We start from the raw sequence: 24489 nt of genomic DNA on the forward strand, positions 1-24489 counted from the left end.
GTCATGGAGCCATCACGACGATGACAGGCCGACAGATGCAGATTGTCTTCCCGCCGGAACCCCCCGAATATTGCGCACGCGACCTGGTCGTGGCGTTTTCGGCGCTGGTCGACGGACGTTGCGTACAGTGCGCGGTCACGGCCGAGGCGCTGGAAGATCATTTTGGCGCGCCGTCGCTGCTTGAACGCGACCTGCTGGCTGCGTTCGAAGGGCACCGGTCGGCGATCGAGGCGATGGCGCGACGCATGCTCGAGGAAATCGGCGGCCGGCCGGTGCTGCTGCACAGCGGCCACTTCCGGCTCGAAGACTGATACCGCAGGAGGGTGCATGACACTGCAGGGCAACATTCACGAACGCGACTGGTCCGTCGAAGTCGAGACGCGCCCGTGCGAATCGGGCGAATTCCGCTGCCGCGTATCGGTCGAGCATGGCACCGGTGCCGCGCGTTTTCATCACACGTTCGAGCACAGCCATGCGTATCCGACCGAGCGCGAGGCGATGATCGAAGGGCTGCGGGCGGGCATGACGTGGATCGAGATGAAGACGTCGCAGACCTTCAACGTATGAACGGTCCCGCGCCGATGAAGGCGCGGGCAGACTATCGGCCGGACGGCGATCGAAGCAATCGCGCCGTGCCACGGGCAACACGTGCCGCCGCCTTTCGGTGCGGGCGGCACTTGCAAGGCGGTCGACGCGCGGGCGGCCCCGTCAGGAGACACGACATGGGCGTGGGCATGCAGATCGCCTGCCACGGATTCGCGGGTTCCGCCGCGGTCGAAGCCGAAGCCGGCGCGCAGCTGGTGCGGCTCGAACGGTTTCGCGCGCTGATCGACGGCTGCCATCTCGCCATCGAATTGCGTGCCGCCGCCGATGGCGCGCGCCAGTACGACGTGCGGCTCGACCTTGTGATGCACGACACGGCGCTCTGGCCGCTGCCGGCGTGTGTCGGCAGCGACGTGGACGACACGCTGCGCCGTGCGTTCATGCAGGCCGAACAGGCGCTGATCGCATGCCAGGCGGGTAGTGCGAGGGTGGGGCTGCGCAACGCGGTGACCGGCGGCGCGGTGCGATGAAGCATCGCGTGCAGTGGCGCGCGGGCCGCCAGGCGTCGCCTTGGTCTGGGTCCGTCAGACCCGTGCGAGCGCTTGCGAGTCGATGATGCGCACGCGCTTGCCGCGCGTTTCGACCAGCGCTTCGCGATGGAACCGCGAGAACATCCGGCTGACGGTTTCGAGCTTCATCCCGAGATAGCAGCCGATTTCCTCGCGCGTCATCCGCAGGTTGAATTCCGTCGCCGAATAGCCGCGCGCCTCGAAGCGCGACGACAGGTTCAGCAGGAAATGCGCGACGCGTTGCTCGGCCGACATCGTGCCGAGCAGCAGCATCTGGCTCGATTCGCGGACGATTTCGCTGCTCAGCATCTGGTAGAGGAAGTGCTGCATCGGCTTGATTTCGCGGCACGCCGCTTCGAGCGCGCCGAACGGGATGATGCACACGACACTGTCCTCGAGCGCGATCGCGTCGCAGCAGTGCTGGCCGCCGCCGATACCGTCCATCCCGAGCGTTTCACCGGCGATCTGGAAGCCCGTCACGTGCTCGCGGCCGTCGCGATGCATCATCACCGTCTTGAACGAACCGGCGCGCACCGCATAGATGCTCTGGAACGGATCATCGATGCGGAACAACGCTTCGCCCTGGCGTACCTGCCGCGTCGTGCAGATGATCGCGTCGAGGCGGCCGTATTCGGCTGCGGTCAGGTGCGGCGGCAGACACATCGAGCGCATTGCGCACACCGAGCAGCGTGCGGCGGGATGTTTGGCTGCGGCGTCGGCGCGCGTGACCGCGCGAAGCGGAATCGTCGGCCGAGGCGTGATGGATACGTCGGCGGCGCAGGCGGTGGCTGTGGACATGAGTCACTCCGGCTCGTCAGGGGTGGTGCGCGCGGGCGTGCACCAGGGATTCGATGACGCGGCATGCGGCGTCGAATTCGACGGTCTTGTCGAAGAAGTAGTCGGCTCCGGCCGACGCGCATGCCTCTCTGAATGCCGGCGCCGAGTGATTCGTCAGCACGATCGTGACGATGCGCGGCGCGGCCTTCGACAGCGTCCCGATCAGGTCGAGGCCGCTGCCGTCCGCCAGCCGCAGGTCGACGATCACCACGTCCGCCTGGCTGCTGCGGATATGCGTCCACGCGTCCTGGCCGTCCTCCGCCTCGCCCACGACGGCGACGCCGCGGATCGCGCCGACGAGCAGCGCGATCCGCTGCCGGACGGCGACAGCGTGATCGACGAGAAACACCCGAAGTGCGGCGGGCAACTGGCTGGCATTCATGCCGGCAGTATCGTGTTGCGCCGCCGAAAATGAAATCGGCCGAATTGGAAGTTGATGTAGGCCGCTGCGACGCGTTGTAGGGCGATTCCTACAACGCGTACGGAAAACCGCCGAAGCGGTGCCGAGAAGGGGGCGCGAACGTGGCCGGCGGGCTGCGCCGCCGAATCAGCCGGCCCGGCGCGCGTCCAGCGCATCGCGCGCCGTGCGGCACGCAGCCAGATCCCACGCGGCACAGCCGACGCTCTTGAACAGCAGCGGCCCGTTGCGGTCGAATGCGCCGCCGAGCACGTCGGCGAGCGACGCGACATCCTGCCAGTCGACCTGCGCGACGATCAGGTCGCCGGCTTCGTGGCGCGCGCCGGCCGGATCGTCGACCACCAGCCGGCTGGCGCGCACCGTGTTCGCGTCGATCTCGGCCGCGTCCGCGGTGAACGCGCCGACGCCGACCACGAGCCGGCCTTCGCGCGCGGCTTCGCGATAGACGGGCGTGCGGCTCGTCGTCAGCGTGACGACGACATCGATCGCATCGGGAATCGCGTCGCCGTCGAGCGGCACGAGACGCGGCGAGTGCGCGCGATGGGCGGCACAGAAGGCAGCCGCGCTGTCGGCGCGCGTGCCGCGCACGTGAAGGCGCGCTTCGGGAAAGATCGCCGCGAGCGCTTCCGCGTGATTGGCCGCCTGCTTGCCGGTGCCGATCAGCAGGATGTCGTGCGGCGCGGCGCCGTGCAGCGCCTGGATGCCGAGCGCGGTGATGGCCGCCGTGCGGCGTCCGGTGACCGTCGGGCCGTCGAGCGCGAAGCGCATCTCGCCGGTGGTCGCATCGTATGCCGTGACCTGGCCGAGGATCGTCGGCAGCCCGCGCGCGCCGTTGCCCGGGCACACGTTCACGAGCTTGTGGGTCGCGAGGTCGCGCGCGCTCGACGGCATCGACAGCATCACGCCGCCGGCCTGCAGCGGCACGACCAGGCGTTCGGGGCTGACGATCTCGCCCGACGCATAGTCGGCGACGGCCTGCCTGAGCGTGGCGAGCAGCGCCGGGTAGTCGAGCAGCGCGGCCGTATCGGCCGCATCGAAAACGGGAATCGGGGAAAGAGCGGTCATCGTGTACGTCGTATGCGTCGGTGAGCGTGGACGACGGGCGCATGCCGCGCCCGCCACAGGGCTGCCGGATACCGTGACACAGGGCAGTGTGGATTGAATCTATACCACTTTCTGGCCCGCTCGCAACCCAGAAAATAAAGCGCGTCGCTGTTTTTGGTTCTAATATCTGTCCAGAAGGGTCGCCATGGCGTCGATGCCGGCGCGCTCCGGTATAGTGCGAACCCATTCCAGATTCACGCCCGTGACCGGGCAGGAGCCATACGATGATGTCCGCGCGTCCCGACACACTCGAAGGCGGCTTCAGGCCGCTGCAGATCTACGAGCAGGTGGCCGAGAAGATCCGCGACGAAATTCGCGCGGGGCGCTATGCCGCCGAGTCGCGGCTGCCGTCCGAGCGCGAACTGGCGGGGCTGTTCCAGGTCGGCCGGCCGGCCGTGCGCGAAGCGCTCGGCGCGCTGCAGAACGAAGGGCTCGTGTTCACGAAGCGCAATTCGGGCACCTACGTCGTCGCGTCGCCGCTCGACGTGCTCGCGCAGCGCGGCGACACGCACACGGCGTCCGAACCCGATTTCAGCCCGACGTCGACGCTCGACGTGCGGCTGATCCTCGAGCCCGCGATCGCACGCCTCGCGGCCGCGCACGGTCGAGCCGATGCCGGCGCCGAACGCTATCTGGCTCAGATGGAAACCATTACCGATGTCGACGATCCGCATCAGCGCGCGCTGTGGAACGAGAGCGACCGGCTGTTCCACCGGCAGCTCGCGTTGATGACCGGCGACGCGCTGATGGTGAAGATCGCTGACGAAGTCGCGAAGACGATGGACCAGCCGCTATGGAAACGCCTGAAGGACGACGGTATCTACGATGCGGGCCGGATCCGGCTCTACGTGTCCGAACACCGGCTGATCTACGAGGCGATCGTGTCCGGCGACGCCGATGCGGCGGCGTTCTATGTCGAGCAGCACATCCGCCGCGTGCGGCGCGACATCACGCCGAAGTGACCGCGTCACGTTCGTTCTGGTCTGAAAAATGACCAGAATCGAAGTTTTTATTTTGAAATTGCTTGCATGGTGACCACGCGTGTCCTACATTGGTTTCACACAAAACCAATCAGGAGACATCATGCGACACCTCGTTACCGCGCTCTCGGTGGCCATCGCCGCCGGCGCGCTGACTTCCGCGCACGCGCAGGAAGTCGTGATGATCGGCCATTCGGCGCCGCTGACCGGCCCGCAGGCCGCGAACGGCAAGGACAATGAAAACGGTGCGCGCCTGGCCGTCGACGAACTCAACAAGGCCGGTATCAAGGTCGCCGGCAAGACTGTCACGTTCAAACTGGTTTCCGATGACGACCAGGCCGACCCGAAGGCCGGCGTGCAGGTCGCGCAGAACCTCGTCGACAAGGGCGTCGTCGCGGTGCTCGGGCCGTACAACTCGGGCGTCGCGATTCCCGCGTCGCGCGTGTACTCGACTGCCGGCGTGCCGATGCTGCCGGTCGCGTCGAACCCGGCGCTGACCAAGCAGGGCTTCAAGAACATCTTCCGGATCGGCGCGAGCGACGAACAGCTTGGCGGCACGATGGCCACCTTCGCGGCGAAGACGCTGAACGCGAAAACCGCCGCCGTGATCGATGATCGCACCGCTTACGGCCAAGGCGTGGCCGAGCAGTTCATGAACGTCGCGAAGGCGAACGGAATCAAGATCGTCGACCAGGAATACACGAATTCGTCGGCCACCGATTTCCTCGGCATTCTCACCAAGATCAAGGCCAGCAACCCCGACGTGATCTTCCTCGGCGGTTATGCCGCACAGGGCGCGCCGATGGCCAAGCAGATGAAGCAGCGCGGTCTGCGCGCGAAGCTGCTCGGCGGCGACGGCATCTGCTCGGCCGACATGGGCAAGGTCGCGGGCGACGCGGCGTCGATCGTCTATTGCGCGCAGGGCGGCGTCGCGCTCGAGAAGACGGCGGCCGGCCGCGAATTCCTGAAGAAGTACCACGACACGTATCACACCGATACGCAGGTCTACGGCGTGAACTACTACGACGGGATGAAGCTGCTCGCCGACGCGATGGTCAAGGCCGGCACGACCACCGACAAGGCGAAGCTGATCGCCCAGCTGGCGAAGTCGAACTATGCGGGCGTCGCGGGCACCTATTCGTTCGACGCGAACGGCGACCTGAAGGGCGCGCCGACCAGCGTCTACGTGATCCGCAACGGCCTGCCGGAGCCGTACGCGAAGTAAGCGGCCAGCCTGCCATCGGACGGCGGCGCGGCCGCCGTTCTTCGTTTCAACGCATTCGATCGACCATGAAAATTTCCCGATCCCTTTCCACCGTCGAAGTCCATACGGGCGGCGAAGCGTTCCGCATCGTCACGAGCGGGCTGCCGCGTCTGCCGGGCGACACGATCGTCCAGCGCCGCGCGTGGCTCAAGGAGAACGCCGACGAGATCCGCCGCGCGCTGATGTTCGAACCGCGCGGCCACGCCGACATGTACGGCGGCTACCTGACCGAGCCCGTGTCGCCGAACGCCGATTTCGGCGTGATCTTCCTGCACAACGAAGGCTACAGCGACCATTGCGGGCACGGCGTGATCGCGCTGTCGACCGCGGCCGTCGAGCTTGGCTGGGTGCAGCGCACGGTGCCGGAAACGCGGGTCGGCATCGACGCGCCGTGTGGCTTCATCGAGGCGTTCGTCAAGTGGGACGGCGAGCATGCGGGGCCCGTGCGCTTCGTCAACGTGCCATCGTTCATCTGGCAGCGCGACGTGTCGGTCGAGACGCCGTCGTTCGGCACCGTGACGGGCGACATCGCATACGGCGGCGCGTTCTATTTCTACGTCGACGGCGCGCCGTTCGACCTGCCGGTGCGCGAAGCGGCGGTGGAGAAGCTGATTCGCTTCGGCGCGGAAGTGAAGGCGGCCGCGAACGCGAAGTACCCGGTCGTGCATCCGGAGATTCCGGAGATCAACCACATCTACGGCACGATCATCGCGAACGCGCCGCGCCACCCAGGCTCGACACAGGCGAACTGCTGCGTGTTCGCGGATCGCGAGGTCGACCGTTCGCCGACGGGTTCCGGCACCGGCGGCCGGGTTGCGCAGCTCTACCAGCGCGGGCTGCTCGCGGCCGGCGACACGCTCGTCAACGAATCGATCGTCGGCACGGTCTTCAAGGGGCGCGTGCTGCGCGAAACGACGGTCGGCGACATCCCGGCCGTGATTCCGGAAGTGGAGGGCAGTGCGCATATCTGCGGATTCGCGAACTGGATCGTCGACGAACGCGATCCGCTCACCTACGGTTTTCTCGTGCGCTGAGTTGCCGCGCCGCTCGGCCGTGCTTCGCTCGGCCTCCCGTTTGTAGTACCAGGCTTGGCGCGTCGTTCCCGTTGCGGGGCGCGCGCCTTTTTTGCGTGCGAACCGCCCGCGCAGCCGCCTCGCGTGAGCCGGTGCGACGCCAACGCTGTCCGGCGGGCCGCGTGAGTTTGGTACGATGCACCCTTTTCAGCCGAGCTCCACCCGCGTGAATCGCCGAAACGTGTCGTCAGTGCGTGCCTTCTGTGCCAGATGGGTCGCGCGCGCCCAACCCGTCGCGGCTGCCGCCGCCGCGCGGGTCAAGCCTCTCGCCGCCACCGCGTGGCACCATGTCCGTCATCCGACGCGTCGCGGCGTGCTGCTCGCGGGCGCCGCCGTGCCGGCGCTGTTCGTGGTGTACGTGGTCGTGCTGATCCCGTTCACGCCGGGCATCGGCGACATCCGCAAGGCACGCGTCGACCAGCCCGCGCAGGTGCTGTCCGCCGACGGCAAGCTGCTGGCCGAATTCAAGCCGTCGAACCGCGAGTGGGTGCCGCTCAAGCAAATCTCGCCGCACATGGTCGACGCGCTGATCGCGACCGAGGATCACCGCTTCTACGAGCACCACGGCCTCGACTGGAAGCGCACGGCGTCGGCCGCGCTCCATACGTTCTCGGGCAGCCGCCAGGGCGGCTCGACGATCACGCAGCAGCTCGCGCGCAACCTGTATCCGGACGAAATCGGCCGCGCGCCGACGCTCACGCGCAAGGTGAAGGAGGCGATCACCGCGCTGAAGATCGAGGCCGTCTACAGCAAGGACCAGATCCTCGAGACCTACCTGAACACGGTGCCGTTCCTGTACAACGCGTACGGCGTCGAGATGGCCGCACGCACCTATTTCGACAAGTCGGCCGATGAGCTCGACGTGCTCGACAGCGCGACGCTCGTCGGGATGCTGAAGGGCAACAGCTACTACAACCCGGTGCTGAATCCCGAGCGCGCGCTGCAGCGGCGCAATACGGTGCTGGGCCAGATGGTGAAATACGGCAAGCTGACGCCGGCGCAATTCGCGCAGCTGCAGCGCCGGCCGTTGCGCATCGACTTCGAGCGGCAGAAGGAGCCGCCGGGGCCCGCGCCGCATTTCGCGCAGCAGCTGCGCAAATGGCTGATCGCGTGGGCCGACCGCAACGACTACAACATCTACGCGGACGGGTTGATCGTGCGCACGACGATCGACTCGCGGCTGCAGCAGATGGCGACCCAGGCGCTCACGCTGCAGGGCAACCAGCTGCAGGGCATCGCGAACAACGCATGGAGCGGCCGCGACGGCTGCGGCACCGACAACGAGGTGTTCCGCGCCTTCATGCGCGAGTCGCCCGAGTACAAGGCCGCGCAGGACGCCGGCAAGGACGACGCGGCCGCGATGAAGCTGCTCGCGGCAGACCGCGGCTTCATGCGCGCGCTGTGCAAGACCAAGACCGACGTGCAGGCCGGCTTCCTCGCGATCGATCCGCGCGACGGGCAGATCCGCGCGTGGGTCGGCAGCCGCGACTTCACCAACGAACCGTTCGACCACGTCGCGCAGGCGCGGCGCCAGCCGGGCTCGACGTTCAAGCCGTTCGTCTATGGCGTCGCGTTCGCGAACGGGATGAAGCCGGACGACACGTTCATCGACCAGCCGGTCGAGATCCCGTTGAAGGGCGGCGAGATCTGGCGGCCGAACGACGACGTGCCGCCGACCGGCAAGCCGATGACGCTGCGCGACGCGGTCGCGCTGTCGCGCAACCGGATCACCGCGCAGGTGATGGAGAAGGTCGGTCCGGCTGCCGTGGCCAGGCTCGCGCGCGACATGGGCGTGCGCGAAAGCCCGCTCGAACGCGTGCCGTCGCTCGCGCTCGGTACCAGCCCGGTCACGCTGAAGGAGATGGTCGCGTCGTACGCGACGATTGCGAACGGCGGGCTGTATGTCGAGCCGCAGATGGTCACGCGCATCGAGAACCGCCAGGGCGACGTGCTTGCCGAGTACGCGCCGGCGCCACCCGAGCGCGCGCTCGACACGGAAACCGACAAGACGCTGCTCAGCGTGATGCGCGATGTCGTGACGCGCGGTACGGGCGGCAGCATCCGCACGCGCTTCGGGATCCGTGGCGACGTGGCCGGCAAGACGGGCACGACGCAGGACAACGCGGACGGCTGGTTCATCCTGATGCAGCCGGGCCTCGTTGCCGGTGCGTGGGTCGGTTTCGACGACGGCCGCGTGACGTTGCGCAGCGATTACTGGGGGCAGGGCGCGCATAGTGCGCTGCCGATCGTCGGCGATTTCTTCCAGCGTGGGCAGCGCGCCCGGATCGTCGACACCAAGGCGAAATTCGATACCGAGCCGTCGCCGGGCTGGTTCGCGTCGCTGCGCGAGCGCGTGACGGACCTGTTCGACACGTGGTTCCCGCCCGAGGCGAAGAAAGCGCCCGCGCCGGTCAGGACGCAGCGGGTGGAGCGTGCATCCGAAGCCGACACGGGCGCGGCGTCGGCCGCATCGTCCGCATCGGCGCCCGAAGCGGCATCGGGCGGTATCGTCGAGGAATGGGTGCCGGCGTCCGAAGTGGCCGCGTCGGCCGCCGCGCTGTCGGCGGGCGCGTCGCAACCGCAGCCCGCGCAGCCGCCGGCGGGGGCGAGCGGAGGCAACGCGGGCTTCGGCACCGCACCGGCCGCAGCCCCTTCGACCGCGCCGGCCCAGCCGCCCGTACCGGCTGCGTCCGACGCAAACGGCACTTCGCCGTAACGCAGCCGTTCAGATTTCGCGCGATGCTGCCGTAATCATGTTGTCATGACAGCTCGCGCGGTCGTTCCGCGCCTCCCCGATGAGGCCATCTACCGACTACGTCACGCTCGCGCGTGACGATCTCGCCGCCGGCGTCCCGCTCGGCTTCGATCTCTACGATGCCGACGGCGCCGCGCTGCTGCCGGCCGGCACGACGCTGCGCGATGCCGCGCAGCATGCGTTCCTGTTCGACCATTTCCGCCCGGTACGCCGGCGCGACGATGCCGATGCCGCGCCGCGCGAGCCTGACGCGGTGCCGCACGCCACGCGGATGGGGTTGTCGGCGGGCGCCGCGATCGGCCTCCGCCGCCGGGTCGGCGCGACACGCGGGCTGCAGCGCTGCCGGCTGATCGGCATCGCCGCGTCGGGCGCGCTGTTCGTCGAGCCGCAGCCGGCCGCTGCGTTCGATTTCGCGCGTGGCGACGACATCGAGGCAGTCGCGATCGGCCGTGCCGCGGTGTCGCGTTTCGGTGCGACGGTCGAGTCGGTGCAGACGTCGGGTGCCGCGCGGTTCCTGATTTTGTCGCCGCCGGGCTTCGTCGACCGGCTGCGCACGCGCGCGGAGCCGCGCGTGCCGGTGCGGATCGCGGCCTGCTGCGCGGGCGGGGCGGAGGGCGCGGAAGGCATCGGGATGGTGCACGACATCAGCGTGAGCGGGCTGTCGATTGCCGTCGACCGACCGATTGCTGCAACCGGCGAACCCTTGCGCGTGCTGCTTCCGTACGCAGCGGGCGACCGGGTCGAACGGCTGGCGCTCGACGGCACGGTGCGGGCCGTCCATGCCGACCCGGCGGCGCCTGCGCTGACGCTGCATCACGCGGCATTCGGCGAGATCGGCGCCGATGACCTGATCCGCCTCAAGGCGCTGCTGTTCGACCGGCTGATGGCGGCGTCGGATGCCGATCGGCGGCGCTGAGGCGCGGCCGGGCGCGCGGGGTGCCGTGTTGAGGTATTCGGTGCGCGAACGCGGATAATCATCTGATGATTCAATGGATTCCGCGCCGATTGTATATTTTTCGTCAACAGTGAATTCGCGATTTAAGTATTTACCCTGATAGCGTGGCCTCCTAGACTTCTACTCATGCGCAACGACCCCGAGTCCGAAGCGCCTGACAAAACAATTCTGGAGGTAACGCATCATGAAGTCGCTGATCAAGGCAGTTGCACTGGCCGCTCTGGTGGCCGCACCGGTCGTCTCGTTCGCACAGAGCCAGCAGCCGCTGACGCGCGCGCAAGTGCGCGCCGAGCTGGTCCAGCTCGAAAAGGCGGGCTACAACCCGAACGACTGGATGAACTACCCGGAAAACATCCAGGCCGCTCAGGCAAAGATCGCCGCCGCGCAGAACACCGGCGCGCAAGCTGATGCAACGGGCTACGGCGCGAACCCTGCCGCTGTGTCGCAGTCGGGTCAGCGCGTGGTCGTGCCGGCCGCAACCGACCGTTCGTCGGTGTTCTTCGGCCACTAAGCCGATTGCCATGCGGCGGCTTGTGCCGCCGCTGGAAGCATCGCATTGAAAAGAGCCCGCACTCGGTTGGAGTGCGGGCTCTTTGCATTGGAACGCCGCGGCGCGATGCTTTCAGCCGCGGGGAAAGCGCAGGACATGCGAAAACTGGCGATGGGTCCATGCGATATCAACCCGTGCCGATAATCATGTCGCATGCAACGTAGGCCGGATACGCTTCCGCGTTGCATCGTTGGGGTACGATCGCCGGAGGCTGGAATAGCGGTTTCGATCAACGGAGAAGCGATGCGCCTGTATTTGGTCAGCGGAACAGTGTCAAATTTGCGCTTTTCGCGCGAGGCGTATTCGGCATCAAAATTTCAAAAATTCGAAGAGACGGCAGCGGAATTCGCGCCTTTGGTGTTTGAGGCCCTGAGTGAAAATGGCATGGCGACGCAGAGCGATCCTGACAGGGTCCGCCCCAAACCACCCAAGGGTTACTGGATCGAGATAGAGGTGGCGGGGCGAGCGCTCAAAGGCTGGTTCGGCAGTATCTCGATCGAGAATGGCGGGCATGTCGACGCCGTCTGTGACGAAAACGGATTGTTGATGGCGCTTCACAACCCGTTTGCGAGGCTGATCGTATTCAAGCCGCCTTGCCCTGACGGCCTGAAGCCCGTTTTCAACCGATCCTTGCTTTACGCGTACCTTGCCGTGACCGCGCTTTTATTTTTTGGCCAAGCCTTGGTGCTTGCGTTCGTGGTATCCACATGGGGCCTGTTCTTTGACGCAATGCCGATTCTGCTGGCAACGACGATGTCTGTTGTGGCGCTCTTCGTGCTTTTGGCCTTCCGCGGTGAATTGATCAATGGGTGGAGAACCAGAAAGATTCTCAAGTTGCTCGGTTTGTCGGATACGGCGAGCAAACTGACGGCGGAATACATCGGCACCGGTTACGCGTACCGCTACTGACGGTTTGAGCCCGAATCTCCGGCCTCTTTCGAGCCGGCGATTGGGGTGGCTGCGCGATCGTTCCATCAGGCGAATCCAGGGTTTCAGCCGCGAGCCAACCCACAAAAAACGTGCGTTGCCGGCATCCCTGAAATCGATGCGACGGGTTCACGCATGGGCTTCAATACCACCCATCGTCACCGCGCGGTATTCGCCTGCCGAGCCCGCGTCGCGAGCACCGCCGCGACTCCGCCGAGGATCGCGGCCGATGCGAGCGCGAGCCGCCATGTCGGCTGTTCCGACAGGAACAGCACGGCGCCGCATGCGGCGATGGGCGGAACGGAGAGCTGAACCGCCGCGGCGCGCATGGCCGTGAGGTGCCGCAGCGAGGCATACCAGACCACGTAGCCGAGGCCCGACGTCAGCGCACCGGAAAGCGCGGCGAGCGCGGCGCCGGCCGGCGTGACATGAAAGCGGGCGGCGAGCGCGACGCTCAGCGCCAGTGCCAGCGGCGCGGCACGCAGGAAATTGCCGGCGGTTGCCGCGACCGGATCGACGGGCCGGCGGCCCCGTATCGAATAGATTCCCCATGCAATGCCGGCGGCCGTCATCAGCGCGGCACCTTGCGGCGTCGGCGCGGCGAGCCCGGGTGACACGAGATACACCAGCCCGCCAAGCGCCGCGCCGAACCCGGCCCAGCCGGTTGCGGCAAACCGTTCGCCGGCATGCCATCCCGCCGCGAACATCGTCAGTTGCACCGCGCCGAACAGGATCAGCGCGCCGGTGGCCGCGCTGACGGTCAGGTACGCAAACGAGAAGCACGCGACGTACACGAACAGCATCGCCGCAGCCGGCCAGTCGGCGGGCGGGGCGGGCCGTCGAGCACCGATGCGCGCGACGATCGCGAGCATCAGCGCGCCGGATACGAGCCGCAGGCTGCCAAAGCTGGCCGCGTCGATCCGTCCGGCCTGCAGCGCGAGTCGGCACAGCAGCGAATTCGACGCGAACGCGAGCATCGCGATCGACGTCAGCGCGACGACGCGCACGCCCGGCCGGACATGCAGCGCGAATGCGGAGGCGGGCGGTCGCATCAGGGCCTCACGCGTGGCTGGCGACGATCAGCACGGCCGCGCCGAACAACGCGACGCCGAGCGGCGCGGTGAGCGCCTGCCCCCATGACGCATTCTTCTCGAGGGCCATCAACGCGGCGAGCAACAGCATCCAGCCCAGACTGCCGGCGCCGACGACGAACATCAGCAGCATCAGCGCCCAGCAGCAGCCGACACAGAAGAGCCCGTGGCTGACACCCAGTGCGAACGCATGACGCATCGGCGTGCGGCCACGCCAGCGGCTGATCACGAAACTGAAGGGGGTGCGGCAGCGGTCGAGACAGTGCGTCTTCAGGCCGCTGAACTGGAACGCGCCGGCGAGCGCGAACACGGTCGCGCCGATCAGCCAGCCACGCCACGCGAGCGCCGGCACGTGCGCGACACCGGCCAGCAGCAGCCCGTGCAGGCCGTGCGCGACGAGGCCGAAGCCGCTCCACGTGGCGACGTAGCCGGCGCCGACGAGCGCGAGCAGGCGTGTCTGGTCGGGGCGGCTCGCGACGACACGGGCGAACGCATCGAACAGCGACAGCGTCGTCGGCAGCATCATCGCGAGGATCATCAGCGTCCAGCCGGCCGCGGCGAATGCCGCCGGCAGCCACAGCGAGCCGCCCGGCAGCGCGCGGCAAAGCGCGCTGAACGGTTCGGTCAACGCGCTGTCGCCGTGGTCGAGGTACCGCCCGTACGGACTGCGTGTCCACGCCCACAGGGTGAGCCACGCGAACGCGACGAGACTCGCGAGCACGAGCGGAAATACGCGCCGATGCAGCGACGCTGCCATGACCGTTGGCGTGCGATCGCGCTTCACGCGTCGAACAGGAACGTGCTCTGCAGCGCGTTGTGATTCTTCAGATCGACGTCGATGCCGATCGCCGCATTCTTCGACCGATAGACGGGCGCCTTGCCGACGAACACCGGCGCGCCGGGCACCGTCGAGAACACGGTGTCGGTCAGCGTCGTCTGCGCGCCGCTCGGGCCGAGGTACGGCTCGAGTTCCGCGTGGTAGTCGGTGCCGATCGACAACGTGCCGCGTGCGCCTTCGACATTGAACGTGATGGGGGCGCGTTCGATCGACACGACCTTGCCGATCAGTTTGGCGAGTTCGGCGATCGGGCCGCCGGCCTGGCCCGTGTAGACCTTGAGGAGCGCCTGCTCCTGCGCCTCGGACGCCGTGTCGCTGAGATAGATCGCAGCCGTCCAGTTGCCTTGCAGGATGTTGCCCGGCACGCGGCACACAGCGGCGATCGTGTTGCCGCTCACGTCGACGCCGTCGACGGCGCCCTTGTCGACATGCCACGCGACGATCGTGTCGCAGACGCCGAAATCCGGATCCTCGCCGATCCAGCACGGGCAGAGTACGCGACAGTTGCAGACCTCGAGCAGACGGCCTTCAAGGTGATAGCTCATGATTCCCTCCAGGGGGCGACGGCGAATGCACGTTGGGCTGGGGGGAGGAAGCTGACTGACGAATCGTCACCCCGCTCGGCGATGCGAACGCGAAATGCGCTGAGGAATGCGCGGAAGCGGAGACGGGATGGATGCGATAGCGCGGGCCTGAAGCGGCGTATCGATTTTCAAGTGTAGGTGCGCAAGGCCGTTATGCAAGCCGTCGCGTGCTGCGACACCGGCTGACAAGCCAGCGCGCGTGCGCTAGCATCGCGATCGGTGTCGCCGCGGCACGGCGGCGGCGCGATGCGCGTCAGCGCGGCAAGCCCGGCACCGGGTTCCCCGACCTCAACGAACAACCAGGAGCATCCATGCGTGTCTTGACCGGTCTGCTGTGCTCGCTGGCGCTGGCGGCGAACGTCGCCCATGCGCAGTCGAATTGTGCCGACGCGACGGATCAGGCGGCGATGACCGCATGTGCCGATCGCGCCTACAAGAAATCCGACGGGGAGCTGAACCGGACCTACCAGGCCGTCACCGCGCGCCTGCGCGATGCGCGGCCGCTCGCCGACAAGCTCGTGAATGCGCAGCGTGCGTGGATTGCGTACCGCGATGCCGAGTGCAACTTCTCCAGCGCGAATGCCGAGGGCGGCAGCGCGTATCCGATGGTCGTGTCGACCTGCCTCGACGATCTGACCAAGGCGCGCACCGAAACATTGAAGGGCTATCTGTCCTGCGAGGAAGGCGATCTCGCATGCCCGGTGCCGGCCAAATAAGCATCCTCGGCGGGCCGCCTGCCGCGCGGCCGGTGGCGTCCGCCATCCGTTGCCGGACGTCGTCCGTTACACGTCGTCCGTTTCGTCGAGCAGCTTGTGCCGCATCGCGTAACGCACCAGCGCCGCTTCGTGCGGCATCTGCATCTTTTCCAGGATTCGCGTCTTGTAGGTGCTGACCGTCTTCGCGCTCACGCACAGCGCGTTGGCGATCTCGGTCAGCGTCTGGCCGGCGGCGATCCGCCGGAATACGTCGAATTCGCGATCGGACAGCCGCTGGTGCGGCAGCGTCTCGGCCGGCTCGTTCAGGCTCTGCGCGAACTGCTCGGCCATCGCGAGGCTCACGTAGACGCCGCCCGACGCCACCTTCGTGACCGCGCCGACCAGCTCGGCGCTCGCGCTTTCCTTCGTCAGATACCCGGACGCGCCCGCGCGGAACGCGCGCACCGCGTATTGCTGCTCCGCGTGCATGGTCAGCACGAGGACGCGCAGCGCGGGCTTCTCGTCCTTGATCTGCTTGATCAGTTCGACGCCGTTGCGGCCCGGCATCGACAGGTCGAGCACGAGCACCTGCGCGGGCGTGGCGCGCACGAGCGCGATCGTCGACGGGCCGTCGCAGGCTTCGCCGGCCACCTCGAATCCGGTGGCGTTCTGGAGGATGTGCCGCAGACCGTCGCGTACGAGCGTATGGTCGTCGGCGATGAGCACCTTGATCATGAGATGAGCGTTTCCTGTTGTACGGTACTGAGCGGCAGTGCGACGGTAATCGAGAAACCGCGCGCGAGCGCGGTGTCGATCGTCACGGTGCCGCCCAGCATGTGGGCGCGTTCGCGAATGCCGATCAGGCCGAACGATTTGTCTTCGTGGGCCGGGCCGCCAGGCGCCGAGCCGCGGCCGTTGTCCGCGACGCGCAACACGCAGAAGCCTTCCTCGACGTCGAGCCGCAGCGCGACGCGCGTCGCATCCGCGTGGCGCGCGACGTTCGTCAGCGCTTCCTGGACGATCCGGAACAACGTGGTCGCGCCCGCGCTGGTGAACGTGAGGCCGCCCGTTTCGATGTGCCGCTCGACATCGATCCCGTAGCGGTTCGTGAAATCGTTCGCGAGCCATTCGATCGCGGGCACGAGGCCGAGATCGTCGAGCATCACGGGCCGCAGGTCGGCCGCGATGCGCCGCACCGACGCGACCGTCGCGTCGATCAGCCGCCGCATGCCCTGCAGATGCCCGAGCACGCCCTCGTCGGGCGGCGCATGGCGGGGGCCGCGCAACTGCTGCTCGACCACCGACAGATCCATCTTCAGCGCGGTGAGCTGTTGGCCAAGGTCGTCGTGCAGTTCGCGCGCAATGCGGGTCTTTTCCTCTTCGCGCACGTTCTGCAGGTTCGCCGACAGTTCGCGCAATTCCTCGCGCGACTGCTTCAGCGCGTTCTCGGCGCGTTGCCGCTCGGTGATGTCGCGCAGCATCACCGTGTAGAGCTTGCCCGACGCGTCGCGGATCTGCGAGATCGACGCCTCGATCGGGAATTCCTCGCCGTTGGCGCGCAGCCCGAACAGCACGCGCTGGCGGCCCATCTGCCGCTCGGACACGCCCGTCACGCCGAACTGGTCGACGTGCTTCGCGTGCGCGGCGCGGAACCGCTCGGGAATGAAGCGCGACAGCGGCGCACCGATCGCCTCCATCGCGGACACGCCGAACACTTGCTCGGCCATCGGATTGAAGATCACGACCGTCTGCTTTTCGTCGATCGTGATGATCGCTTCCATCGACGAACGGATGATGCCCATCATCCGCGCCTCGTTGAGGATGCCGCGGCTACTCGCGCCGGAATCGGCGCTGCCGGCGCGGCGGCGTAGCAGCGCATGGACGAGCACCGCGAACGCGATCGAGGCGATCAGCCCCGCGGTAAGCACGGTGCCGGCCGCGCGTTGCGCGCCGGTTGCGCTCGGGCGGCCGTCCGCGGAATAGGCGAGCGTCAGCACGGTGCCGCCGAAATTCAGCTCGTCGGTGCGCCGCATCAGGTCGGGCGATTCCGACGCCTCGTCGGTGGTCGTTTCGACGCTGACGATCGGGCGCCGATCGCCGCCGGCGGTCATCCACACGTCGATGCCGCGTTCCGCGTCGAGTGCGCGCTCGATCAGGCGCCGCGGGCTCAACGCCGCGAACAGCACCCCGTCGGTGCCGGTTTCGCGGATGCCGGCCGGCGTGCCTGCCGCATGCGGCGACGCGGCGGCCGGCAGGAACAGCGTGAAGGTGCGGGCGTCGCGGGACGTGTCGTCGTCGGCCGGGTGGACGCCGAGCGCGATGTCGCCGGTCTGCAGCGCGCGCGCGAGCGGTGCCGCGTCGGACGCACCGAAGCGCACGACGGGTGAATTCGTCGCCGGTGCGCTGAGCGCGGCAGTCGCGAGCGTGCCGGCCGGTATCGGCTTCGCGCCGGCGAGGGCGGCGCGCGTCGCGGGCGGTAGCGGCGCATAGCCGAGCTGGCGAACCGGCGAGCGGGCGCTGTCGAGATCGAGCGTGTCCGCATACCGGCGCCATTGCTCGGGCGTCATGCCCGGGACGAGGCTGAACGCGCCGCGCGCGCCTTCGAGCACGGCCACGCCGGATTGCAGCTCGTGGCGGAGCATCGCGGTCACGTGCGACGTGCGACGTTCGAAACGCGTATGGACGGCGCCTTGCCACTGGTCGCGCACAAGCAGCGCGACGCCGAGGGACAGCGCCGCGCCGGCGCACAGCGTAACGACGCCGGCCGCGAGCGGCTGGCGTAACATGATCTGGAGGCGCGTGGGCCCTCGGGCGTCACGCGTCGGGGTTCCACTTGCGGTCATTCGATGGCCATTCTGTTGTCAGGGGCCGCCCCGTGGCACGGGAGCAGCGCAGCAAAACCGGGCAAAACTCGCACCGGCTGCACGCAACGTCTATTTTCAAGATGAAATTGTGCGCGATTTACACGTTTTTTGTAATGGGGTCACTAGAAATTGCGGCAACCGGCGTGAAGCAGCGGGCGCGCCGGCCGCGTTTGACGCGCATCAACGGGCGCGTCGGCACGTGGGGCAGACTGTTCGGCAGGCCAGCCGGCACCGGGCCGGGTGGCGATAACGGGCCGTCGTCGCGCAGCGCGCGACGCGTGCCCGGTCGGAGGGACGGACCATGTACAAGCGGATTTTCGTCGGGCTCGACGGCAGCCCGAGCGCGCGTCTCGCGCTGAACGAGGCGATCCGGATCGCGGCGGCGTCCGGCGGCGAAGTGACCTGCGCGTATGTCGTCGAGCATCGGCCGCAGCTCGTCGACGTCGATGCGGGCTTCGCGGCCGAGCGCGTCGGCGATGCGGCCGCGACCGATGCCGCGACGCCGGTGCTCGACGATGCGAAAGCGATGCTCGCACAGGAGCAAGTGCCAGGCACCGTGCGCGCGCTCGACGCATACGGCGAGGATGTTGCCACCGTGCTGATGCGCACGGCGGCCGAAGCCGACGCCGACCTGATCGTGATGGGCACGAGCGGGCGGCACGGCTTGCGCCGGCTGCTGCTCGGCAGCGTTGCCGAATCGCTGCTGCGCGCGGCCGACCGGCCCGTGCTGCTGGTGCGGCACAGCGAGCCCGGCGCGCCGGCGGCTGCGTGACGCACGCGGTACGGCGCTGACGCATGAGCGGTCGCGGCCGGCGACTGTCGCGCGCCTGCGCCGGATGACGGTCTGATGAAACGGACACGCACGACGCGCCGGTCGACGCACGGCGTGTGAGCGCGGTTGTCGTTGCTGTCGCATCGGCCGGGTGAGGGCGGCGCGCCCGAGTCATCCACGGGCGCAATCGCGTGCCCGCGATTGCATCCCGACACGCAGTTCTGGCAGCATCGACCGGTGTCCGCTTGTTCGCCGCGCGCATGGCCGCGGCGATCGACGCAGCGGCATCCGGCGGGAGACGGTCGCGTTCGCGATGAGCGAAGCGAGGCCGTGCGCCGGGTGCCCGGTTCCTGACCTTACCGACGTCATCCGCCATGCCGATTTCCGCTACCGACCTGATTCGCCAGTTCGACCTGCAGCCGCATCCCGAAGGCGGCTATTTCCGCGAAACCTACCGTGCGACCGATTCGGTCGTGCGTCCGTCCGACGGTGCGCCACGCGCCGCGTCGACGGCGATCTACTACCTGCTGTGCGACGGCGCGTATTCGTCGTGGCACCGGATCCGTTCCGACGAGGTCTGGCATTTCTACGCGGGCGACCCGATCGAAGTGTGGGTGCTCGACGCGCGCGACGGATTGACGATTCACCGGCTCGGCAATCCGCTCACGCATCCGGGCACCGTGTTCCAGGCGGTCGTGCGGGCCGGGAGCTGGTTCGGCGCGCGCTGCGCGGCGCCGGAGCACGTTGCGCTGGTCGGTTGCACTGTGGCGCCGGGCTTCGAGTTCGCGGAATTCGAACTGGCCGACGCCGCGGCGCTGGCCGCCGCGTTTCCCGACTACGCGGAATACGTCGTGCAGCTTGCTCAGCGCACGGACATGTGACCGTCACGGTGGTGTAACCCATCGCGCGAAGCCCGTGCCGATGGCGCGTGTTCCGCGCGATCGCGGCCAAACCCGTTTAGAATGCCCGTCATGCACAGGTCGGCTGCGGACGTGCCGCGGCGGCCGGTGCCCAGCTGTACCGACGGCCCCCGTCGCGCGGCTGGATGCCTTCCAGGAGCGCCGCCGTGTGGCACTTTCCCATCGCTATTCCATCGTCGCTCGGCCCATGGGCCGTGTTCGCGAGCGTGTTGATCACGCAGCTCGGTGTGCCGGTGCCGGCCGTGCCGATGCTGATTCTCGGCGGCACGATGGCGGCAATGGGGCAGGCGTCCTGGGTCAGCATGTTCGCGGCGGCGATCGGCGCGACGATGCTGGCCGATTCGCTGTGGTTCTTCATGGGCCGCACGCGTGGCCGGCGCCTGCTGAACGGCCTCGTGCGCTTCTCGCTGTCGCTCGACACGACGCTGCGTTTCGCGCGTAACGTATTCGAAAGATACGGCGCGCCGTTGCTCGTGCTGTCCAAATTCCTGCCGGGCCTTGGCCTCGTGTCGGCGCCGCTGCTCGGCACGACCGCGATCGGCGTCGGCGTGTTCCTGTTCTGGGATCTGGCCGGCGCGTCACTGTGGGCCGCGTTCTGGCTGATCGGCGGCGCGGCCATTCACGACCAGATCGTCCAGTTCGTGCTGTGGGTGCGCGCAAGCGGCGGCACGATCCTCGATGCGTTCCTCGCGATCTTCATCACGTTCCTGCTGTACCGGTGGGTGCGGCGTGTGCAGTTCCGCCGCTATCTCGCGCAGGTTCGCATCTCGCCGCCGCAACTCGTCGAGATGATGACGTCGGACGAGCCGCCGCTGATCTTCGACGCGCGGCCGAAAGCGATTCGCGAGCGCGAACCGTACCGGATCGCCGGCGCGGTGCCGGTCGATCTCGATTCGCCCGATCTGCTCGACCCGGAATTGCTGAAACGGCCGATCGTCGTCTATTGCGTGTGCCCGAACGAGGCCACCGCGAAGCGCCTGATCGCGAAAATGCAGCGCAAGAAGATGATCCACAACATCCGCGCTCTGAAGGGCGGGCTCGATGCGTGGGAGAAGCACGGCTTCCCGGTCGAGCCAATGCCGGCCGATCTCGATGCGTCGCGGTATTTCGTGCGTCCGGAACACGGCGCGCTCGAAGGCGAATATACGGTGCGCGCGACGCTGTCGAAGTGATGCACGAAAAATCCCGTCCGGCCCGTTATGCCGTTCGATATCTTCGGAAAAACCTCAACTGAACGGCATTAGCGTCGAAACGTCGATAGAACACATCGCAATCGTCACCTTTACAGCCCACTCGTGCACCTCAGAATGTGGCTACGGCCACTAAAAGCTCAGGATGCTGAGATTTCATGGTCGAAGAAGCGAGCCAAACTTGCGGTGCCATCCTCCCTCGAGGTGGGAACATCAGCCGTCACGGTGCCATTACGGATCACCAATACGCGATGAGCGTATGCCAACGTCTCAGAGCGATGTGCGATGCTAATCACGGTCGACTTGGCGAATCTCTCTTCCACTTTGCGAAGAATTTCTCGTTCAGAGTCGATATCAATCGCCGACGATGCCTCGTCCAGTACAAGAACGGTGGGTTCTATCAAAAAAGCCCGAGCTAATGCGATACGCTGACGTTCACCTCCAGAGATCGCCATGCCACGCTCCCCAACAACCGCATCGAACCCACCAAGCCGGTCAAGTAGAGGATTAAGTCCAGCGAAATCAACCGCTTCCTTCAACAGTGTAGTATCACCTCGATCCTCCGGTACTCCGTACAAGAGATTTTCTCTAAGGGACCGATGAAGAATCTGCGACTCTTGAGAAAGGAGTACCACCTTGCCAGTCAGAATACCCGCACCATCTTCTTTTCGGAGCTTTGCACCGATATGAATCTCACCGGATTCCGGTGACAGCACACCGACTAGCAAGCGAACGAAGGTGGATTTACCACCGCCTGAAGGACCGATGATTCCAATTTTCTCACCCTGCTGTATCTTGACAGACAGATTTCGAATCGTTGGATTTTCGCCGTAACTAAAGCTGACGTCTTTGAACTCTACGTCGAAGCCTGATGAACTCGACGCTTGTTGTTCCGATGAGCTTTCCGGATCATCCATCACATAGCCGAGGTCGGAAAGCGAGCTTTTTAGCTTGCCGATGTATTCAAGTGACGCAGTATAGGTTCGTCCAAATGACTCGATACGTATCGATGCAAAAAAAATCAAAAATAGTATCACTTGTATCTGAGCGAACGACTCACCGCCAACCCGCGCATCATAAAGAAAGTAGATCGCAGACGCGAACGCTGCAGAAATGACGATCACTCTCTGCATGAAGGACGAGACTTCGATTTGTCGCTGAGATTTATCGTAGATGTGCGATTCGTTTTTCAACAAGGTATCGAGTCGAGCAATTTCCGCCAGTTCCGTTCCATACAACCTTATCATCTCCACGTTACCGAACGTGTCTACGACATGGGCAGACACATGAGATGTCGACCTCACCGCAGCAGCTATATCTGTATTGTTTCGACGAGACAGCCAAACGGAAATGCACAGAAAAAGGGCGGACCAACCTAAGAATCCAATCAGAATTTTAATTGAGACATTGGCAATAAAAGCCGCCAGAACGGTAACGACAGCGAATGTTCGAACAATATTGACAAAGCTATCCGCGAACAATGATCGAAGAGAAAACGAAGCAACGTTTATCAGGCTGTCCAGTCCTCCAGTCGATTGGGTGCTAAAGAAAATCCTGCCCCTGCGAATTGTCTGTCGATACAACACCCGCTTCGAAATCGACCTGATGTGTTGAAGGCAAGTCGAGTTTATCAAGCCTGCTGTCAATTCAGCGATGGACCAGATGCTCAACGGTGCGACGATATAGCTAGCCGTCAAGAAATCCGGACGTCCATTCGCAGAGCGCAGGGCGTAGGCGCAGACGGCGGGAAAGGCCAATGCAGATGCCGCAGCGATAAATGTGAGGACGAACGCCACGATCATCTTCGTAAAGCCCAATTCGCCCAGGCAAGTAAAAATAAATTCCAATATAGGCCGCTGTGTGATTTTCTTTAGGAACACTTTTCTCATGGACATTTCGTCATTACTCGCGGCCGAATTCTGGAAGATTTTGATAGTTATTTGCTGATGTCATTAATACCCGGCGCAATATAAGGCGCCAAACGTTAAACGGTTCGTAGTCAGATTTTTTTAGGACAAAATCGATCATTTCACGAATATCCGTCTGACTTCTTCGCTTATCACCGTATCGAGACAAAAGTGATTGCGCAATCGCTGCACCGCTCAAATTCGGCGCTTCCTGCTTGATGTCAGGGATATCACGAATCAAACACGAACTCGGAAGCTGAGATGACGATTCCAATTCGAGGAGCGCGACGTGATGATGCACGGTTCCGTCCGCGAGATGGATTTCCACGGGTACACAGTATTCTCCCTTTACGAGAGTGTCCTTGAGTGGGATTTCTGCACTATATCCTTCCGGCACTACCTTCTTCAAAAATAAAGCATGAATTTCTGAAATAATTGAAGTGAATGCCTTGACCTCCACTACTCTGCATTTTTTTGATTTGACGTTTATCTTAAGCAGTGCAACGTCCGAGTCGATTGTGGTTTTAGAGAAGAACGAGTCTATCTTAATTGAATGATCTACTCGTGAATCGAACACGAAGCGAAAAAGAAGGCCGTCGTAAGGAGGTTCCCCTCCACCTATCAGAAGCGACCCATCATTTGCATACGTTAGCGCGCTGTAGGGAGAATGGCCAATCGCTTGGCGATCCAAAGCATCACCCGCCGTTTTTGAAAGGCGATACAACCATCCATCTGCTGCGAAGTAGACGGAGTTTGACCCAGTCGAAATAGGTGTGGTTATTGGACCACTAAATTTGCGGCGCCATAGTACCTCGCCTTCCTCTATAGTAAAGGCACCCACCTCTCCGCGCAAAGTTGACCAGTAACCATTTATTCCATCGCTGGTGATGAGTTGGCGCCCCGAACTACCATCGGTGCGAAACGATTTCAGCACCTGCCCGGTGACAGCGTCCAGCTGTTTGATAGAAGTTGGCGCTCCAGTCCAGATGCGATCGTTGCGCGTGACGAGGAAGCCGGAAGCGTCTGAACTGATGATCGGGCCCTCTCCGAGATCTGTCTTCCATTTTGGAAGACCATCCAGAGAGAAGTTCAACAAATAGACATGTCCGGCATTCTCAACCTGAGAGACGGTAGCAAGCGACAATATCTGATGTTTGTGTATTTCTATTTTTCCAAAGAAGAATGTGTTAGGTGACTCAATCGTCCATTGGACGCTGCCGTCCGAACTAAGACTGTACAGTGTTCCACCACTCGAAAAGAGGATGCTTCCACTATCAACCGATACCGGGGAGCGCACTCGCGCCGTAGTGCAAAATCTCCACCTAATTTCACCCGACGCCTGATCAATCGCGACGACATCTGAAAAATTAGATAGAACGATGACAAGACTTTCTGTAAGCGCGGGACACCCATAACCGCCGTTCGGTATGGCGGCATCCCAAATGAGTTTTAGATTTTTCGTTTCGTATTTCTGGACAATGTATTCCCGCGTCTTTTCTCTATAGACAATAACGAAAAAGAACAATCCATCTTGTGTCGCAATGGGCGTGCGGACGAGTCCGGCAATGCGATTCAACGATGCGATGTGAAGGAGTGCTCCTTCATTTTCAATCTTAAGCCGAGAATCAAACATCAAAGAGACACTCCCTCTGC

The 24489-nt window shown here is 64.9% G+C and carries 24 protein-coding genes; 14 read left to right on the top strand and 10 right to left on the bottom strand.

The window, feature by feature from the left end; translation table 11 throughout:
* Nucleotides 1–20 precede the first annotated feature (20 nt).
* The 3 genes from LGN19_RS03030 (at nt 21) to LGN19_RS03040 (ending at nt 1073) form a co-directional block, all read left to right on the top strand.
* Complete coding sequence (locus LGN19_RS03030; protein ID WP_122946980.1) at nt 21–311, top strand: DUF1488 domain-containing protein; 291 nt, start codon at nt 21–23, stop codon at nt 309–311.
* 16 nt (nt 312–327) lie between these two features.
* The gene (locus tag LGN19_RS03035) at nt 328–567 is read left to right on the top strand and encodes a hypothetical protein (RefSeq protein ID WP_039367346.1); all 240 of its coding nucleotides are present in this window, start codon (nt 328–330) and stop codon (nt 565–567) included.
* 155 nt (nt 568–722) lie between these two features.
* Nucleotides 723–1073, top strand: coding sequence for a metal ABC transporter ATPase (locus LGN19_RS03040; RefSeq protein ID WP_226213188.1), 351 nt, complete (start codon nt 723–725; stop codon nt 1071–1073).
* Between the two features lie 54 nt (nt 1074–1127).
* On the opposite strand, the gene LGN19_RS03045 is transcribed toward LGN19_RS03040, so the two are convergent.
* From LGN19_RS03045 to lhpI, 3 genes are all read right to left on the bottom strand, one after another.
* Nucleotides 1128–1910, bottom strand: a complete 783-nt coding sequence (locus LGN19_RS03045; RefSeq protein ID WP_122946982.1) for a helix-turn-helix domain-containing protein — start codon at nt 1908–1910, stop codon at nt 1128–1130.
* A gap of 16 nt (nt 1911–1926) precedes the next feature.
* Nucleotides 1927–2331 carry a response regulator transcription factor gene (locus tag LGN19_RS03050; RefSeq protein WP_122946983.1) on the bottom strand — a complete coding sequence of 135 codons (405 nt, stop codon included), beginning with the start codon at nt 2329–2331 and terminating at the stop codon, nt 1927–1929.
* Between the two features lie 165 nt (nt 2332–2496).
* Nucleotides 2497–3432, bottom strand: a complete 936-nt coding sequence (gene lhpI / locus LGN19_RS03055; protein ID WP_226213189.1) for a bifunctional Delta(1)-pyrroline-2-carboxylate/Delta(1)-piperideine-2-carboxylate reductase — start codon at nt 3430–3432, stop codon at nt 2497–2499.
* A 263-nt stretch (nt 3433–3695) separates the two neighbouring features.
* Between lhpI and LGN19_RS03060 the strand changes: the two genes are divergently transcribed.
* The 7 genes from LGN19_RS03060 to LGN19_RS03090 all read left to right on the top strand — a co-directional run bounded on the left by LGN19_RS03060 (nt 3696) and on the right by LGN19_RS03090 (nt 11957).
* Entirely contained in the window at nt 3696–4433 is a 738-nt protein-coding gene (locus LGN19_RS03060; protein WP_122946985.1) for a FadR/GntR family transcriptional regulator, read from the top strand.
* A gap of 121 nt (nt 4434–4554) precedes the next feature.
* Nucleotides 4555–5676 carry a branched-chain amino acid ABC transporter substrate-binding protein gene (locus LGN19_RS03065; RefSeq protein ID WP_174958413.1) on the top strand — a complete coding sequence of 374 codons (1122 nt, stop codon included), beginning with the start codon at nt 4555–4557 and terminating at the stop codon, nt 5674–5676.
* A 65-nt stretch (nt 5677–5741) separates the two neighbouring features.
* The gene (gene lhpH, locus LGN19_RS03070) at nt 5742–6749 is read left to right on the top strand and encodes a trans-3-hydroxy-L-proline dehydratase (RefSeq protein WP_043183670.1); all 1008 of its coding nucleotides are present in this window, start codon (nt 5742–5744) and stop codon (nt 6747–6749) included.
* A gap of 175 nt (nt 6750–6924) precedes the next feature.
* The gene (locus LGN19_RS03075) at nt 6925–9504 is read left to right on the top strand and encodes a penicillin-binding protein 1A (protein ID WP_226213190.1); all 2580 of its coding nucleotides are present in this window, start codon (nt 6925–6927) and stop codon (nt 9502–9504) included.
* A gap of 79 nt (nt 9505–9583) precedes the next feature.
* On the top strand, nt 9584–10459 hold the full coding sequence (locus LGN19_RS03080) for a PilZ domain-containing protein (protein ID WP_226213191.1): 876 nt from the start codon (nt 9584–9586) through the stop codon (nt 10457–10459).
* Between the two features lie 223 nt (nt 10460–10682).
* Nucleotides 10683–11009, top strand: a complete 327-nt coding sequence (locus tag LGN19_RS03085) for a DUF4148 domain-containing protein (protein ID WP_122946990.1) — start codon at nt 10683–10685, stop codon at nt 11007–11009.
* 282 nt (nt 11010–11291) lie between these two features.
* Entirely contained in the window at nt 11292–11957 is a 666-nt protein-coding gene (locus tag LGN19_RS03090) for a hypothetical protein (protein WP_226213192.1), read from the top strand.
* A 176-nt stretch (nt 11958–12133) separates the two neighbouring features.
* Here LGN19_RS03090 and LGN19_RS03095 read toward each other — a convergent pair whose 3' ends face one another.
* From LGN19_RS03095 to LGN19_RS03105, 3 genes are read right to left on the bottom strand one after another with little or no spacing between them, the layout of a single operon-like run.
* Nucleotides 12134–13027, bottom strand: coding sequence for a DMT family transporter (locus tag LGN19_RS03095; protein WP_226213193.1), 894 nt, complete (start codon nt 13025–13027; stop codon nt 12134–12136).
* Nucleotides 13028–13034: 7 nt separating this feature from the next.
* Entirely contained in the window at nt 13035–13823 is a 789-nt protein-coding gene (locus LGN19_RS03100; protein WP_122946993.1) for a DUF2182 domain-containing protein, read from the bottom strand.
* Nucleotides 13824–13846: 23 nt separating this feature from the next.
* Entirely contained in the window at nt 13847–14449 is a 603-nt protein-coding gene (locus LGN19_RS03105; RefSeq protein ID WP_122946994.1) for a DUF1326 domain-containing protein, read from the bottom strand.
* Nucleotides 14450–14799: 350 nt separating this feature from the next.
* On the opposite strand from LGN19_RS03105, the gene LGN19_RS03110 reads away from it, so the two are divergent.
* Nucleotides 14800–15204 (top strand): lysozyme inhibitor LprI family protein, encoded by a 405-nt coding sequence (locus LGN19_RS03110; protein ID WP_122946995.1) that lies wholly within the window; start codon nt 14800–14802, stop codon nt 15202–15204.
* Nucleotides 15205–15270: 66 nt separating this feature from the next.
* Here the strand turns inward: LGN19_RS03110 and LGN19_RS03115 are convergent, their stop codons facing one another.
* Entirely contained in the window at nt 15271–15918 is a 648-nt protein-coding gene (locus LGN19_RS03115) for a response regulator transcription factor (protein ID WP_006483707.1), read from the bottom strand.
* Nucleotides 15915–18026: a PAS domain S-box protein gene (locus LGN19_RS03120; protein WP_226213194.1), complete on the bottom strand. Its 2112-nt coding sequence runs from the start codon at nt 18024–18026 to the stop codon at nt 15915–15917. Before LGN19_RS03120 ends, LGN19_RS03115 begins: the two co-directional genes overlap by 4 nt.
* Nucleotides 18027–18348: 322 nt before the next feature.
* Here LGN19_RS03120 and LGN19_RS03125 point away from each other — a divergent pair, with 322 nt between their 5' ends.
* The 3 genes from LGN19_RS03125 to LGN19_RS03135 all read left to right on the top strand — a co-directional run bounded on the left by LGN19_RS03125 (nt 18349) and on the right by LGN19_RS03135 (nt 20911).
* Nucleotides 18349–18819: a universal stress protein gene (locus LGN19_RS03125; RefSeq protein ID WP_122946997.1), complete on the top strand. Its 471-nt coding sequence runs from the start codon at nt 18349–18351 to the stop codon at nt 18817–18819.
* Nucleotides 18820–19193: 374 nt separating this feature from the next.
* Entirely contained in the window at nt 19194–19700 is a 507-nt protein-coding gene (locus LGN19_RS03130; protein ID WP_226213195.1) for a cupin domain-containing protein, read from the top strand.
* 185 nt (nt 19701–19885) lie between these two features.
* Nucleotides 19886–20911, top strand: a complete 1026-nt coding sequence (locus LGN19_RS03135) for a DedA family protein/thiosulfate sulfurtransferase GlpE (RefSeq protein WP_174958403.1) — start codon at nt 19886–19888, stop codon at nt 20909–20911.
* Nucleotides 20912–21069: 158 nt separating this feature from the next.
* On the opposite strand, the gene LGN19_RS03140 is transcribed toward LGN19_RS03135, so the two are convergent.
* Nucleotides 21070–22818: an ATP-binding cassette domain-containing protein gene (locus LGN19_RS03140; protein WP_226213196.1), complete on the bottom strand. Its 1749-nt coding sequence runs from the start codon at nt 22816–22818 to the stop codon at nt 21070–21072.
* Between the two features lie 13 nt (nt 22819–22831).
* Nucleotides 22832–24469: a PQQ-binding-like beta-propeller repeat protein gene (locus tag LGN19_RS03145; protein ID WP_226213197.1), complete on the bottom strand. Its 1638-nt coding sequence runs from the start codon at nt 24467–24469 to the stop codon at nt 22832–22834.
* Between the last annotated feature and the right edge of the window lie 20 nt (nt 24470–24489).

Source organism: Burkholderia sp. AU30198, from assembly GCF_020419825.1.
Lineage (GTDB): Bacteria > Pseudomonadota > Gammaproteobacteria > Burkholderiales > Burkholderiaceae > Burkholderia.